This window comes from Phycicoccus ginsengisoli, assembly GCF_054779295.1.
Genome location: NZ_BAAGYN010000003.1, coordinates 423,066 through 438,053, shown reverse-complemented (window position 1 = coordinate 438,053; position 14,988 = coordinate 423,066). Strand labels below are relative to the sequence as shown.

Below are 14,988 nucleotides of genomic sequence, written 5' to 3'. Positions count from 1 at the left end.
TCCTCCCGATTCCCGCCGTGCCTCCAGTGCAGACGCGAAGGACCCCCGAACGAAAAGCGTGTTCGGGGGTCCTTCGCGTCTGAGCCGATGACGGGAATCGAACCCGCGTGTCCAGCTTGGGAAGCTGGCGCTCTACCATTGAGCTACATCGGCGCGCACCGCCGAACCGGCGGTGCGGCAGGAGTCTAACCGACACCGCGGGCGGGACCGACCGCCCCCGCCACAGCCCTCGCGTTAGTCTCTCCCCGTGCTGCTGAGCGACCGCGACATCATCGCCGAGATCGACGCCGGACGGGTCGTCCTCGACCCGTGGGACCCCGAGATGGTCCAGCCGAGCAGCATCGACGTGCGCCTGGACAAGTTCTTCCGGCTGTTCGACAACCACAAGTACCCCTACATCGACCCGGCCGAGGACCAGCCCGACCTCACCCGCCTCGTCGAGGTCGCGGCCGGTGAGCCGTTCGTGCTCCACCCCGGCGAGTTCGTCCTCGGCTCGATCTACGAGACCGTCACCCTGCCCGACGACGTCGCCGCCCGGGTCGAGGGCAAGTCGAGCCTCGGTCGGCTCGGCCTGCTCACCCACGCCACGGCCGGCTTCGTCGACCCCGGCTTCACCGGCCACGTCACCCTCGAGCTGAGCAACGTCGCCACCCTGCCGATCAAGCTCTGGCCCGGGATGAAGATCGGCCAGCTCTGCTTCTTCCGTCTCTCCAGCCCGGTCGAGAACCCCTACGGGTCGGCCAAGTACGGCTCGCACTACCAGGGCCAGCGCGGCCCCACGGCGAGCCGCTCGTTCAAGAACTTCCACACGAGCAAGGTCTGACCCCCGGGTCCGGCCGACCAATCCGCCGGCCCGGGCCACGGCGAATCCGTCGTGCCCGTCCCGACCCAGGAGTCCCATGCCCGCCTCCCGCCTGCTCTGGCCCACCGAGCTCGCCCAGCCCCGCGCCGTCGTCCTCGTCCTGCACGGTGGGCGCGAGCGGGGGCACGACGCCGTCCGCGACTGGCAGCCCGCGGTGTGGCGGATGCGGCCGTTCGAGCGTGCCGTGGCCCGAGCTGGCCGGCGGCAGGTGGCGGTCGCCTCGATCCGGTACGCCGTGCGCGGCTGGAACGACGACGAGGCCAGCCCGCTCGTCGACACCCTGCTGGCCCTCGAGCAGATCGCGGCGCGGCACCCGGACGTGCCGGTCGGCCTGCTGGGTCACTCGATGGGCGGCCGCGTGGCCCTGCACCTCGCCGCCGACGAGCGGGTCCACGCCATCGCCGCCCTGGCGCCGTGGGTCGACGGCACGGACCGCGCCCGCTGGCACCGGGGGCTGCACGTCCTCTTCATGCACGGCACCCGGGACCGCATCACCTCACCCCGGCGGTCCCGCGCCATGGCGGACGCGATGGCCGCCCTCGGCGCCGACGTCACCTACCGGACCGTGCCCGGCGACGTGCACGGGATGCTCCGGCAGCCGGGCCGGTGGCACCACGAGTCGGCGCGGTTCCTCGTCGACCACCTGACCCGCTCGCCGGAGCGGTCCGCCTAGACCGGCTCCGCGGCATACCCGTCGAGGACCTGCTCCGCGACGGCGAAGTCCTGGGCCACGTCGCGGTCCGCCAGGTCGACCGGCAGCTGGTCGCACCGCGCCAGCGCCGCGCCCAGGCGTCCCACGGGAGTGACGCCCGACTGCCGCAGGGCCCGCACGGCGCAGACGAGCTCGACCGCCAGCAGCCGGCGGTACGCCTCCGCTGCCCGGGTGAGCCGCTCGGCGGCGGCGGCGGCGAACGACGCGTCGTCCTCGATGCCGGCCGAGACCTGCGCGGTCTGCACCGCGGACGGCGTCGCCGCGGCCTGGCGGACGACGGCGACCGCCGACGCTGCGACGTACTCGGCGATGAGCAGCCCCGACGAGCCCGATGTCTCGTCGGCGAGGAAGAGGGGCAGCCCCTCGCGCCCGGTGAGCAGGTGCGCGACGCGCGACTGGACGGCGGCGGCGGACCGCGCGAGGGCCAGCAGCGTGCTGTCCGCCCCCAGGGCGAGGTATGCCGCGTGGAAGCCGCCGTGGTGCGCCACCTCAGGACCGTCCGGCCCCGGTGTGAAGACGGGGTTCTCGGACGCGGTGTTCACCAGTGTCTCGACGACGGTCCGCAGGTTCGCCGACCAGTCGAGGAGGGGGCCGTGGACCTGCGGCCACGTGCGCAGGCCGAAGAAGTCCTGGATGTGCGCCGGTGTGACGCCCTGGTCGCCCACGAGGCCGCGGACGTGCCCGGCGACCTCCGCGGCGCCGGGGAACGGGGTCGCGCGGGCGGCGGCGTCGCTGAAGGCCTCGGGGTTGCCCCGCACCGCGACGAAGGTGAGGCCACACACCGTGCTCGCCGCCCGGGCGGTGCGCGCCACCGAGCGCGTGGCCAGGGCCGCCTCGGCGAGCGCGAACGCGTTCGAGGACAGCAGCGGGAGGGCGTCGGTCGCGGCGAGGTCCAGGACCCGGTGCCGCCGGCCGCCGGCCCGGGTCCGCTCACCCAGCAGGGTCAGGCCCACCTCGGCCAGTGCGGTCAGGTCGGCCGTGCCGAGCGAGCCGTGGCGGTGGACGACGGGAAGGTCGTCCGCGGGCCCACCGGCGAGGTCGGCCAGGGCCACGGCCAGCTCCGGGCTGGCGCCGGAACCCCCGGCCAGCAGCTGGTTCGCGCGGATCGCCAGGGCAGCCCGGACGAGCGGCTCGGGGAGGGGCTCGCCCCAGCCGGCGGCGTGCGAGCGCAGCAGCCGGACCCCGTGCTCGACGTCCGACCCCGTGAGCTGCGCCCGGGCCGCGCCCACGCCCGTCGTGTGCCCGTAGACCTCCCGACGCTCGGCGACGAGGGCGGCGTCGCGGTGCGCCCGGGCAGCCTCGGCGACGGCGTCCGGGTGCGCCCGGAGGGTGGCGCCGCCGGCGACGAGCGCGAGGACCTCGAGGTCGAGGTCTGCGCCGGTGAGGTCGACGGTCGGTGCCACGGCGACCAGTATCGCGGCCCCGCGCCGCTCGGGTGGGGCACCCGGCCCAGGGTGTCGGCGCCCGCCTGCGCGCGCCCCGCCCGCGCCTCAGCGCGCGCCCCTGCGTGGATCGGCGGCTGTCCGCCTCAGGGTTTAGGTTGATCGGCATGATCGTCTTCGACGGCGTGACCAAGGAGTACCCCGATGGCACCGTCGCCGTCGACAACCTGAGCTTCGAGGCGCCCACCGGCAAGATCACCGTCCTCGTCGGGCCCTCTGGCTGTGGCAAGACGACCTCGCTGCGGATGATCAACCGGATGATCCGGCCGACGTCCGGCACCATCGCCCTCGACGGCCGCGACACGGCCCGGATGAAGGAGTCCGAGCTGCGTCGCGGCATCGGGTACGTCATCCAGCACGCCGGCCTCTTCCCGCACCGCACCGTCCTCGACAACGTCGGCACCGTCCCGCGCCTGCTCGGCCGGGACAGGCGCGAGACCGAGAAGCGCTCGATGGAGCTGCTCGAGCGCGTCGGCCTCGACCCGGCCTTCGCCAAGCGCTACCCGGCGCAGCTGTCCGGCGGCCAGCAGCAGCGGGTCGGCGTCGCCCGGGCGCTCGCCGCCGACCCGCCCGTCATGCTCATGGACGAGCCCTTCAGCGCCGTCGACCCGGTGGTGCGCGAGCAGCTGCAGGACGAGTTCCTGCGGCTGCAGGAGGAGCTCGGCAAGACCATCGTCTTCGTCACCCACGACATCGACGAGGCGATCAAGCTCGGTGACCAGGTCGCGGTGCTCCAGGTGGGCGGCCACCTCGCCCAGATCGCCGACCCCGCCTACCTCCTGGCCCACCCGGTCAACGACTTCGTGGCCGACTTCGTCGGCCGTGACCGGGGCTACCGCGCCCTGTCCTTCCAGCCCACCCCCAAGCTGCCCCTGAGTGCGGAGCGCACCGTCACCCTCGGCGAGTCCACCCGTGGCCTCGAGGCCGACTGGACCCTGGTCGTCGACGAGCAGAACCACCCCCTCGGCTGGGTGGAGCCGCGCCGGGTCGACGGCGAGGTGACCAGCGAGCACCTGCACCGCGGCGGCACGGTGGCCTGGGCCAGCGGCCCGCTGCGCTCGGCCCTCGACGCCGCCCTGTCGAGCCCCAGTCGTCGCGGGGTCATCGTCGACGACTCCGGCTCGCTCGTCGGCACCGTCCGTGCGCACGAGGTGCTGACCGCGATCGAGGAGACCGACCGGCCCGAGCTGGCGGACCCCGAGCGGCCAGGGGCGCCGGTCGCATGACCTGGTTCGTCGACCACCTCGGTGACGTCCTCGACCTCGGCGTCCAGCACGCCTACCTCGCCGGGATCCCGCTCGTCGTGGGGCTGCTGCTGGCCCTGCCGCTGGGCTGGCTCGCCCGCCGCTACTCGTGGCTCTACGGGCCGTTCACGGCGGGGTTCGGGCTGCTCTACACGATCCCGAGCCTCGCGCTCTTCGTGATCCTGCCGTTGTTCACCGGCCACAACATCCTCAGCTCCTTCAACGTCATCGTCGCCCTGTCGCTGTACACCGTGGCCCTGCTCGTGCGCACCGTCGCCGACGGCCTGGGCGCGGTGCCCGAGGCCGTCGAGAACGCCGCCACGGCGATGGGCTACACCCGCGGCAAGCGGTTCTTCGCCGTGGAGCTGCCGCTCGCCGTGCCGGTGATCGCCGCGGGCCTGCGCGTGGCCGCCGTCAGCAACGTCAGCATCGTCAGCGTCGCGACCATCATCGGCGTGCAGCAGCTGGGCCTGCTCTTCAGCGACGGCTTCAACCGCGACTTCTACGACCCGCTCGTCGTGGGCATCCTCGGCTGCGTCGCGCTGGCCCTGCTCTTCGACGGCATCATCGTCACCGCGGCCCGCCTGCTGACGCCGTGGACCCGGGCGACGGCGGCGCGCGCATGAACGACCTCCTCTCGTGGCTCACGGACCCGACGAACTGGTCCGGGCCCACCGGCATACCCGCCCAGACGCTCTCCCACCTCTGGTACTCCGGGCTGTCCCTGCTCGTCGCCGCGCTCATCGCGATCCCGGCCGGGCTGGCCGTCGGCCACACCGGTCGCGGCCGGTTCCTCGTCGTCGGCCTCGCGGGCGCGGCCAGGGCGATCCCGAGCCTGGGCCTGCTCTACCTCATGGTGCTGTGGCTGTTCCCGCGGCTGTCGGGCGACTCCGCGTTCCTCGTGCCGTGCCTCGTGGTGCTCGTCGTCCTGGCCGTGCCGCCGATCATGGCCGGTGCGTATGCCGGCGTGGAGGGTGTCGACCCTGCGGCCCGGGACGCGGCGCGGGGCATGGGGATGACCGGCGGGCAGGTGCTCGCCAGGGTCGAGGTCCCCAACGCGATGCCGCTGATCTTCTCCGGCTTCCGCTCCGCCACGCTCCAGGTGATCGCCACCGCCACCCTCGCGGCCGTCGCGGGCACCGGTGGTCTCGGCCGCTTCCTCATCGACGGCCAGAAGGTCCGCGACTACCCGCAGATGGCCGGCGGTGCGCTTCTCGTGGCGGTGCTGGCACTGGTCGTCGACCTGCTCCTGGCCGTCGTGCAGCGGTACGTCGTCTCGCCGGGGCTGACCGGCCGGGGCACGAACAGCCGCCGGGCGTCGGCTCGGCGACCAAATACCCCCTCAGATGTAGAGATTCCCGAGGCGCGGCGTACCGTGGACGCGCAATCCAGTTGACGACCCGTCGACCGAACCGAGAGGCACGACCGTGAAGCTGACCCGAATGACCGTGACCGTGGCCACCGTGGCCGCGCTGCTGGGGACGGCCGCCTGTGGCAGCTCCGGTGGCGACCCGCTCGCGACCAAGACCAGCAGCAGCTCGAGCGGGGGCTCGGGTGGCGGGGGCGTCACCGTCGGCTCCGCCGACTTCCCCGAGAGCGCGCTGCTCGCCGAGATCTACGCCGGGGCCCTGGAGGCCAAGGGCGTCAAGGTCACCAAGCGGCTCAACATCGGTGCCCGCGAGGCGTACATCCCTGCCCTGCAGGACGGCTCGATCGACCTCATCCCCGAGTACACCGGCGTCCTGACCCAGTACTTCAACAAGAACGCCAAGGCGACCGACGCCGACGCGGTCTACGCCGAGCTCAAGTCCTCGCTGCCCGCCACCCTCACCGTCCTCGACAAGTCGGCGGCCGAGGACAAGGACGCGCTCGTGATGAAGAAGTCGAGGGCCGACCAGCTCGGCGTGAAGTCGATCGCCGACCTCAAGGGGAAGGCCCAGGACCTCACGGTCGGCGGGCCGCCGGAGTGGAAGACCCGCATGACGGGCCTTCCGGGCTTCAAGAAGATCTACGGGCTGGAGTTCAAGTCGTTCCGCCCGCTCGACGCTGGTGGCCCGCTCACCCTGGCCGCGCTCAAGAACGGCCAGATCGACGCCGGTGACCTCTTCACCACCGACCCGAACATCGCGGCCAACGACCTGGTGGCGCTCGAGGACCCCAAGAGCATGTATGCCGCGCAGAACGTCGTCCCGCTCATCACCAAGAGCAAGAGCAACGACACCATCGCCGGGGCGCTCAACGCCGTCTCGGCCAAGCTCGACACCGCCACCCTGGCTGCCCTGCTCAAGGAGGTCGTCGTCGACAAGAAGGACGCCGACGTCGTGGCCAAGGAGTTCCTCACCAAGAACAGCCTGGGCTGACCCGGACGTGAGCGACCCGGGCTGATCCGACCGCCCTGCACCCGCGCACACCACGAGGCCGGGTGCGGACTCCCCCCGAGTCCGCACCCGGCCTCGTCGCGGCAGGACCCCCCTCCTGCCTGCGCCGGACCGACCTGGGATGCGCCCCTCCACGCTCCCGTGCCCGTCCCGCGAGCTGTGCGTCGGCCAAGCCTGCCCGCACCGGGCGACCGGGGGCATCGGTGAAACCACTGATGTCGCTCGACGGCGTCGGTAGCCTGAACGGGTGCTGACTCCCTGCATGGGCCGTGACGAGGTCATCGACCACGTCCGCCAGCTCGTGGGGACCCACCGCTGGGTGACGCTCACCGGCGCCCCGGGGTGCGGCAAGACGCTGGTCGCCCGGCACGCGGCGGCGGCCGTCCCCGGCTCGGCCTGGGTGACGGCGCACGCGCACAGCTCCCGCGCGAGCCTGGTCGCCGCCTGCCTGAGCGCCCTCGCGGCCGAGGTCGCGCCGGGCGACTCCGAGACGATGGCGCTCAAGCGCGCCCTCGACGGTCGCGACGTCCTGCTCGTGCTCGACGGTGTCGACGCGGTGGACGGGCTGGGCGAGCTGTTGCAGGACCTGGTCGAGGACGCCGACACCTGGCGGCTGCTGTGCACGGCCCAGACCGTCGCCGGTCGCCCGCACGAGCGGGTCGTGCGCCTGCAGCCACTGCCCGCGCCGGAGCCCTCCGCCGAGCTCGCCGGCCCCGCGGTCGAGCTGCTGCTCTCCCGCGTGGCGGCCGCCGGGGGCCACGCCGTCGACCTCGAGAGCCACGGCGAGACGATCCGGCGGCTGCTCGTGGCCAGTGGCGGCCTGCCCCTGCTGATCGAGCAGCTCGCGGTGCAGATCGCCCTCGTCGGCGTCAGCGACGTCGCGCCGGCCGGCTCGATGGACGAGGCCGTGCGGGCGTCCTACGAGCTGCTCGACGAGGAGCAGCAGCGGTGCTTCCGCCGGCTCGCCGTGATCGGCCTGCCCGTCGGCCTGGACGTCATCGCCCACGGCTGCGGCGTCTCCCGGGCGCAGGCCGTCCAGCTCGCCTCGGCGCTGTCCCGGCGCAGCCTCGTCGAGGTCCACCCCGACGGGCGCTTCGCGATGCTGGCCCCGCTGCGCGAGGTGGGCCGCTCGCTCGCCGCCGAGACCGACGACGAGGTCGGCGCGTTCGAGGGCCTGGTCGCCTGGGCCGACCGCGTGCTGCCCCGCGACTTCTTCTCCGGCGCGGCCAACGAGCCGTGGCTCGCCGAGCTCGACCTGCTCGCCATGGCGGTGCGCTACGCCTGCGCCCAGGACGAGACGCGACCGCACGGCTACGCCCTGGCCAACCGCGCCTTCTCCACCCTCTACACCGCGATGCGCGTCCGGGAGGCCGTGGACCTGCTCGAGTCGGTCCTCGACAGCGGCGACGGGCCGCCCCTCATCGGCTCCCAGCTCGCCCGGCGCGCCGGCATCTGCGCCTCGGAGGCGCGGGGCACCTACGACGGCCTGCGGCTGCTCGACCGCGCCGAGCAGCACGCCGAGGCGCTCGACCCGCGCCAGCGCGACCTCGAGATCGCGCGGACCGCCGCCATCCGCGCCGAGATGCACCTCGACGCCGGCAAGCTGGCGCAGGCCCGGGCCGACGCGGAGCGCACCCTCGAGCTCGGCCGGGACGACCCGTACGTCCTGCGCCAGGTGCGCCGCACCCTGATGGACGTCTGCGTCTCGACCGGCGAGTGGGACGAGGCCGAGCGGCTTGCCGGCCTCATCGTCGACGCGCCCCCGCCGGACGAGCGGTGGATCGCGCTGGCCGCTCGGGTGCTGCAGGCGAAGGTGGCCTGGGAGCAGGGGCGGCTGGTGGAGGCCGCGTCGCTCGCCCGCGCCGCCCGCGACGGAGCGCGCGAGATCCACGAGGACCGGATCGCCCTGCTCGCCGACACCGTGCACCGGCTCGTGACCGGCGAGCCGGGGACCGAGGTGGAGTCGGACGCGCTGCCGTGGGCGGTGCGCCTCGTGGTCCAGCTCCAGGAGGCGCGCGAGCTGCTCGCCGCCGGAGAGACGGCGCGCGCCGCAGGCCTGGCGGCCGACATCGTCGTCCTCGCCGACAGCAGCAAGCTCGGCCGCGACGCGGTCGAGGCCCGGCTGCTCGTCGGGGACGCGCTCGTCGAGCTGGGGGAGCCGGGCCAGGCCGGGGCGTCGTACCTGTCGGCCCTGCGCCGGGCGAGCCAGGTGCCCCTGCCGCTGCGCGCTGCCGACGCCCTCGACGGCCTCGCCGGTCTGCTGCGCCGGGCCGGGAACCCCGCCCACCGGCAGGTCGCCGGCGCGGCGGCCGCCCTGCGCGTGCCCCGGCAGGCCGTGGGGCGGGACCGCCCCGGCGTCTCGTACGCCGCGGGCGCCGTCCGCGACTGTCCCTCCGGTTGGGTGGTGGACCGGCAGCTGACCGCCGACGGGGTCGCCGGGGTGACCGCGCTGTTCGCGGAGTCGACCGCCGCCGTCGTGACGCCGCTCGACGCGCTGACCAAGGCCGAGCGGGCCGTGGCCGAGCTGGTCGCCGAGGGGCTGACGAGTCGGCAGATCGCCACCCGGCTGTTCGTCTCGCCCAGGACGGTCGACGCCCACCTCTCGCACATCTACCGCAAGCTCGAGATCGCCTCGCGCGCCAAGCTCGCGGCGCTCATGGCCGAGGTGGCCTGAGCGGTCCCCACGGAGCAGGCCGGGGAGGCCGGGCAGGCCGGGCTGCCGCCGGCTCCGAATGCCGGGCGTGCGCGACCTGACCTACCGCCTCGTGATCGCGGCCTGCCACGGGCTCTTCCGCGCCCTCGGCCTGCGGATCGAGGTCGTCGGCGCGCGGCGGATCCCGCGCACGGGTCCGGTGGTCCTCGCGGCCAACCACAGCAGCTTCCTCGACTTCATGGTCGTCGGTCTCGCCGGAACCAGGCGCGGTCGGCTGGTGCGGTTCATGGCGAAGCAGGCGGTCTTCGACGCGCCGGTGTCGGGGCGGCTGATGCGCGGCATGCACCACATCGCCGTCGACCGGGCCCACGGTGCCGTCGCCGGCCGGCACGCCCTGCGTGCACTGTGGGCCGGAGAGGCAGTCGGGGTCTACCCCGAGGCCACGATCGGCCGGGCGTTCGTCGTCAAGGACCGCGCCGACGTGAAGCGCGGGGCCGCGTACCTCGCGCTCGCGACCGGCGCCCCTCTCGTGCCGGTCGCGCACTGGGGGGTGCACCGCGTCCTGACCGTGGGCGGCCGCTGGAGCCTGCGCCGGGGCACGGCGGTGACGGTGCTGGTGGGCGAGCCACTCGTCCCACGGCCCGGCGAGGACGCCGAGTCGCTCACCGACCGGTGGCACGCGACCCTGGTCGAGATGGTCGAGCACCTCCTCGACACCTACCCGCAGGCACCGGCCGAGCTGTCGGCCGCCTGGTGGTGGCCGGCCTCCCGGGGAGGAGCGGCGCCGGCGACGCAGGAGGGGCGCCTCCTCGACGAGGAAGCGCGCCTCCGGGCGGACGCGGGCCGGGGCCGCCGCTGACGGCTGCCCCGCGGAGCCTCAGGCCGGCTGGGGCTGCGGCTCCGGCTCGGGGTCGGGCGTGGGCTCCTGCACCTCGGCCGCGACGGGCTGGCCGCCGTCGCCGCGCTTGACGGCCGCGAGCAGCATCTGGGCGACGTCGACGACCTCGACGTCCTCGCCGCGGCCGTCGGCCTGGGCGGCGGTGAGGCCGTCGGACATCATGACCCGGCAGAACGGGCAGCCGATGGCGATGCGCTGGGCGCCGGTGCCGAGGGCCTCCTCGGTGCGGTTGGTGTTGATGCGGGTGCCGAGCTTCTCCTCCATCCACATGCGTGCACCGCCGGCGCCGCAGCAGAACGACTTCTCCTTGGTGCGCTCCATCTCGGTGAGCTCGACGCCGGGCAGGGCGCCGATGAGCTCGCGCGGCGGGGCGTAGACGCCGTTGTGCCGGCCGAGGTAGCACGGGTCGTGGTACGTGACCGTGGCGGCGGTGGAGGCGACGTCCTTGTTCGAGGACTTGGCCGGTGCCTCGGCGGGGCGGGCGACGGGGACGAGCTTCTTCTCCCGGACGAGCCGGTTGAGCAGCTGGGTGTGGTGGACGACCTCGTACTTGCCGCCGAGCTGTGGGTACTCGTTCTTGATCGTGTTGAAGCAGTGGGCGCAGGTGACGACGATCTTCGTGGCGCCGACCTCGTTGAGGGTCTCGACGTTCTGCTGCGCCAGCATCTGGAAGAGGAACTCGTTGCCGGCCCGTCGCGCGGAGTCGCCGGTGCAGGACTCGCCGTCGCCGAGGATCGCGAAGGTGACCCCGGCCTGGTCGAGGAGCTCGGCCACCGCGCGGGTGGTCTTCTTGGCCCGGTCCTCGTACGCGCCCGCGCAGCCCACCCAGAACAGGTAGTCGACGTCGTCGGCGGACTCGACGTCCTGGCCGAGGATCTTGACCTCGAACGGCAGGTCCTTGGCCCAGTCGAGCCGGGCCCGGGCGGCCATGCCCCACGGGTTGCCCTTGTTCTCGAGGTTCTTGAACAGGCCGCCGAGCTCGTTCGGGAAGGCGCTCTCGATGAGGTTCTGGTAGCGGCGCATGTCGACGATCGCGTCGACGTGCTCGATGTCGACGGGGCACTGCTCGACGCAGGCGCCGCAGGTGGTGCACGACCACAGGACGTCCTGGTCGATGACCGCGTCCGGCCCGTGCGGGTTGTATGCCGCGAGCGCGCCGACGCCGCCCCCCACGCCGTGGGTGCCCAGCGCGCCGTCGCCGGCCTTCTCGGCATACCCGGTGTCACCGATGAGCGGCACCTGCGCGAGGGCCGACAGGGACTCCGGCAGCTCGCCGCGGGCGTCCTCGGACGCGAGCAGCCACGGCGCCTTGGCGTGCGCGTGGTCACGCAGCGTCATCACGAGCAGCTTGGGGGACAGCGGCTTGTCGGTGTTCCACGCGGGGCACTGGGACTGGCAGCGGCCGCACTCGGTGCAGGTCGTGAAGTCGAGCAGGCCCTTCCAGGTGAAGTCCTCGACCTTGCCGACGCCGAGCGCCGCGTCCTCGTCGAGCTCCTCGATGTTCTCGAAGTCGACCGGCTCGCCCTTGACCAGCAGCGGCTGGAGCTCGCCGAGGGAGGTGCGCCCGTCGGCGTGCCGCTTGAGGAAGATGTTGAAGAAGGCCAGGAAGCGGTGCCAGGCCACGCCCATCGTCGGCTGCAGCGAGATCGTGATCATCCACGCGAACGAGATGAGGATCTTGATCGCCGCGATGACGACGATGAGGTTCTTCACGGTGTCGGTGGACAGGCCGGTGAAGGCGTTGCCGATCCAGCCGGTGAGCGGGAAGTGCAGCGCGGTGTCCTGGCCGGTGCCGAGCTGCCGGGCCAGGGTCCACTCCAGGGCGCGGAGCAGGCCGATGCAGATCGTGACGCCGAGGATGGTGAGCTCGACGTAGTAGGCCTGCCAGAACGTCGACCCGAAGAACCGGGACCGGCGCCCGCCCTCGCCGGCGGCGCTGCGCGGGTGGTTCTTCTGGCGGATCGCCATGAGCACGAGGATGCCGATGAAGCCGCCGAAGGCGAAGACGTCGGTGACCCACTCGTAGAGGAAGAAGTGCCCGATCAGCGGGAGCGCGAACTCCGGGTTCGCGAGCTGCCCGAACGCGTTGACCAGGGTGAAGAACAGCACCCCGAAGCTGATCATCGTGAACCAGTGCGCCACCGCCACCACCGGCAGCCGCGACATCCTCGTGTGGCCGAGGAACTCGCGCAGCAGGGTGCGGGTGCGGGCGGCCTTGTCGTCGGTGCGGCCGGGAGCCGGCTGGCCGAGGCGGAAGACCGCGAGGAACTGGCCGACCACGCGGGCGAAGAGGGCCACCGCGACGAGGGTGACGACTCCGCAGACCACGAGGGCGACGATCTGGAGGGCAGACATGCGCGCCACTCTACTGGCCGGTAAGCGCCCGCTCACCTCGTTGTGACCCGTGCCGCACGCCGGTGCCGGTCGCCTCCGGTACCCGCCCGTCAGGAGACTCCGCGAGCCCGGTGTCGAGCACCTGACGCAGCCGCTCGCGGGCGCGCTGCAACCGCTTGCGGGCCGAGGCGGGGGTGGTCCCCAGCACGACGGCGACCTGCTCGCCGGTGAGCCCGTGCCAGTACGCCAGCGCGAGCACCTCCCGGTCGTCGGGACCGAGGTGGAGCAGTGCTCCCCGCACGCCGTCGACCGCGGCGTCGTCCTCGGCGCCCGGCCGCGGGCCTCCCGCCAGCTCGACGCGCAGCCGTGCCGTCGCGTCGTGCCGGCGCGCCTGGCCGCGACGGTGGTTGGCGAGGGTCCGGCGGGCGATCGCCAGCAGCCAGGCGAGGGCGTGGTCGGGGTCGTCGGGGGCGTCGGAGATCCGCCGCCACGCGGTGGTGAGGACCTCCTGGAGCACGTCGGCGGCGTCCTCCGCAGGGGTGGTGCGCCGGGCGAGGTAGGCCAGGACCCGCGGCCCGTGGGCGGCGGCGAGCTCCTCGAGCCGGCGCTCCGCGGGTGTCCGCGGCGCCCGGCTCATCGCTGGCAGCCCGTGAAGTCGGGGCGCCGGGAGTTGGACAGGAAGACGTCCGGGCTCTGGATACCGTTGGTGCCCTCGATCGTGGTGATGCGCTCCTCCTCGGCGGCGAGGGCGAGCATCGCGGCTCGGGCGGTTGCAGCGCCCTTCGGGTCGCCGTCCCGAGCGGCCCACACGAGGGAACATCCCCAGTCGTCGTTCGCTTGGGTGATGAGGTCGCTCTGCAACGACGTGGCCTGGACGTAGCCCGCGCGCGCCGTGGCGCAGGAGCCATCCCCGTCCCAGTTCTTCGCCACGCGCTTCGCGTACTCGGCCCACGAGTGCCCGGGAGGCGTGGGCAGGTTGGTGGGAGCCAACGTCGACACGAACTCCGGGAAGTCCTTGGCGCAGAGGTTGATCATCTCCGAGCCGTCCTCGAAGTCGGGGTTCACGGCAGGGTTGCCGTACGTCCCGGTCTGGGCGAGGAAGTGCTGGGCCGCCCACGCCCCGCTGGGGACGAGGACGATCGCGGCCGCCGTCGCCACGGTGGCGACCTTGTGGCGCCGTCGGAGGGTGCGGACCCGGCCACGCAGGGTCCGGTCGGCCTCGACGACCTCGGCCGCGAGGGCCCGGGCCAGTCCGGCAGTCCGGTCGGGGTCGAGCTCGGGCAGCGCCGGGGCGGCTGCGGTGAGCAGCGCCCCCAGGGTGTCGTCGTCGGTGGGCGTGGTGGTGTCCATGCCCCCGTACTGTCCGCCCACGCCCGAAGTGTGACAGGCGGTCCGCGGCTGCCTCCCCGGCGTTGCGGCGGCGGATAACCGTCTGTTGGAATATGCATAACGCCAGATTCGCTGCACCGGGTGACGAACTGCGAACGCCCCGCTCCGGCGCGCCCGGAGCACGCGGCATACCGACAAGGAGCCCCATGCCCATCTACGACGACGTGACCCAGCTCATCGGCAACACCCCGCTGGTCCGGATCAACCGGATCATCGACAGCGACGCGACCGTCGCGGCGAAGCTGGAGTTCTACAACCCGGCGAGCTCGGTCAAGGACCGCATCGGCGTCTCGATCATCGACGCCGCCGAGGCGTCGGGGGAGCTGAAGCCGGGCGGCACGATCGTCGAGGCCACCTCGGGCAACACCGGCATCGCGCTGGCGATGGTCGGGGCGGCCCGCGGCTACAAGGTCGTCCTCGCGATGCCGGAGACGATGAGCAAGGAGCGCAAGGCCCTGCTGAAGGCCTACGGCGCCGAGCTCGTCCTCACCGAGGGTGCCCTGGGCATGAAGGGGGCCGTCGCGAAGTCCGAGGAGATCGCCGCCGAGCGGGGCGGCATCCTGGCCCGCCAGTTCGCCAACGCCGCGAACCCCGAGATCCACCGCAGGACCACGGCGGAGGAGATCTGGAAGGACACCGACGGCCAGGTCGACATCGTCGTCGCGGGCATCGGCACCGGCGGCACCATCACCGGGGTCGGGCAGGTGCTCAAGGCCCGCAAGCCCGAGGTGCAGATGATCGCCGTCGAGCCGGCCGAGTCGCCGATCCTCAACGGCGGCCAGCCCGGCCCGCACAAGATCCAGGGCCTCGGCGCCAACTTCGTGCCCGAGATCCTCGACCGCGACATCTACGACGAGGTCATCGACATCGACGCCGACACCTCCGTCGCGTGGGCCCGTCGTGCCGCCACGGAGGAGGGCCTGCTCGTCGGGCTGTCCTCGGGTGCAGCGCTCGCGGCAGCCGACCAGGTGGCGCGTCGCCCCGAGAACGCCGGCAAGACGATCGTCGTGATCATCCCCAGCTTCGGCGAGCGCTACCTGTCCACCATCCTCTTCTCCGACCTGCTCGACTGACCG

General features: G+C 73.3%; 13 protein-coding genes and 1 tRNA gene. 9 read left to right on the top strand and 5 right to left on the bottom strand.

All coding sequences use genetic code 11. From position 1 onward, the window contains the following. Positions 1-82: 82 nt before the first annotated feature. Positions 83-153 (bottom strand) — tRNA-Gly (locus tag ACYVDO_RS07160). Between the two features lie 94 nt (positions 154-247). On the opposite strand from ACYVDO_RS07160, the gene dcd reads away from it, so the two are divergent. Together dcd and ACYVDO_RS07150 are read left to right on the top strand one after the other, a co-directional pair. After that, positions 248-823, top strand: a complete 576-nt coding sequence (gene dcd / locus ACYVDO_RS07155) for a dCTP deaminase (RefSeq protein WP_460934187.1) — start codon at positions 248-250, stop codon at positions 821-823. Between the two features lie 76 nt (positions 824-899). Continuing rightward, on the top strand, positions 900-1,535 hold the full coding sequence (locus ACYVDO_RS07150; RefSeq protein ID WP_460934185.1) for an alpha/beta fold hydrolase: 636 nt from the start codon (positions 900-902) through the stop codon (positions 1,533-1,535). Here ACYVDO_RS07150 and ACYVDO_RS07145 read toward each other — a convergent pair. Then, the gene (locus ACYVDO_RS07145; RefSeq protein ID WP_460934183.1) at positions 1,532-2,977 is read right to left on the bottom strand and encodes an aromatic amino acid lyase; all 1,446 of its coding nucleotides are present in this window, start codon (positions 2,975-2,977) and stop codon (positions 1,532-1,534) included. The two genes, ACYVDO_RS07150 and ACYVDO_RS07145, sit on opposite strands and share 4 nt — an antisense overlap. A 146-nt stretch (positions 2,978-3,123) precedes the next feature. Between ACYVDO_RS07145 and ACYVDO_RS07140 the strand changes: the two genes are divergently transcribed. From ACYVDO_RS07140 to ACYVDO_RS07115, 6 genes are all read left to right on the top strand, one after another. Continuing rightward, complete coding sequence (locus ACYVDO_RS07140) at positions 3,124-4,242, top strand: ABC transporter ATP-binding protein (protein ID WP_460934181.1); 1,119 nt, start codon at positions 3,124-3,126, stop codon at positions 4,240-4,242. Then, the gene (locus ACYVDO_RS07135) at positions 4,239-4,886 is read left to right on the top strand and encodes an ABC transporter permease (protein ID WP_460934179.1); all 648 of its coding nucleotides are present in this window, start codon (positions 4,239-4,241) and stop codon (positions 4,884-4,886) included. The genes ACYVDO_RS07140 and ACYVDO_RS07135 overlap by 4 nt, the downstream gene beginning before the upstream one ends. Beyond that, positions 4,883-5,656: an ABC transporter permease gene (locus tag ACYVDO_RS07130; protein ID WP_460934177.1), complete on the top strand. Its 774-nt coding sequence runs from the start codon at positions 4,883-4,885 to the stop codon at positions 5,654-5,656. The genes ACYVDO_RS07135 and ACYVDO_RS07130 overlap by 4 nt, the downstream gene beginning before the upstream one ends. A gap of 31 nt (positions 5,657-5,687) precedes the next feature. After that, positions 5,688-6,620: an ABC transporter substrate-binding protein gene (locus ACYVDO_RS07125; protein ID WP_460934175.1), complete on the top strand. Its 933-nt coding sequence runs from the start codon at positions 5,688-5,690 to the stop codon at positions 6,618-6,620. Positions 6,621-6,885: 265 nt separating this feature from the next. Next, the gene (locus ACYVDO_RS07120) at positions 6,886-9,312 is read left to right on the top strand and encodes a helix-turn-helix transcriptional regulator (RefSeq protein ID WP_460934173.1); all 2,427 of its coding nucleotides are present in this window, start codon (positions 6,886-6,888) and stop codon (positions 9,310-9,312) included. 67 nt (positions 9,313-9,379) lie between these two features. Further along, the gene (locus ACYVDO_RS07115) at positions 9,380-10,150 is read left to right on the top strand and encodes a lysophospholipid acyltransferase family protein (RefSeq protein ID WP_460934171.1); all 771 of its coding nucleotides are present in this window, start codon (positions 9,380-9,382) and stop codon (positions 10,148-10,150) included. An 18-nt stretch (positions 10,151-10,168) separates the two neighbouring features. On the opposite strand, the gene ACYVDO_RS07110 is transcribed toward ACYVDO_RS07115, so the two are convergent. From ACYVDO_RS07110 to ACYVDO_RS07100, 3 genes are read right to left on the bottom strand one after another with little or no spacing between them, the layout of a single operon-like run. Beyond that, on the bottom strand, positions 10,169-12,544 hold the full coding sequence (locus ACYVDO_RS07110) for a (Fe-S)-binding protein (RefSeq protein WP_460934168.1): 2,376 nt from the start codon (positions 12,542-12,544) through the stop codon (positions 10,169-10,171). A 10-nt stretch (positions 12,545-12,554) separates the two neighbouring features. Continuing rightward, on the bottom strand, positions 12,555-13,160 hold the full coding sequence (locus tag ACYVDO_RS07105) for an RNA polymerase sigma factor (RefSeq protein ID WP_460934166.1): 606 nt from the start codon (positions 13,158-13,160) through the stop codon (positions 12,555-12,557). Further along, complete coding sequence (locus tag ACYVDO_RS07100; RefSeq protein WP_460934164.1) at positions 13,157-13,894, bottom strand: hypothetical protein; 738 nt, start codon at positions 13,892-13,894, stop codon at positions 13,157-13,159. The genes ACYVDO_RS07105 and ACYVDO_RS07100 overlap by 4 nt, the downstream gene beginning before the upstream one ends. Positions 13,895-14,058: 164 nt before the next feature. Between ACYVDO_RS07100 and cysK the strand changes: the two genes are divergently transcribed. Next, on the top strand, positions 14,059-14,985 hold the full coding sequence (gene cysK / locus ACYVDO_RS07095; RefSeq protein WP_460934162.1) for a cysteine synthase A: 927 nt from the start codon (positions 14,059-14,061) through the stop codon (positions 14,983-14,985). Positions 14,986-14,988 lie beyond the last annotated feature (3 nt).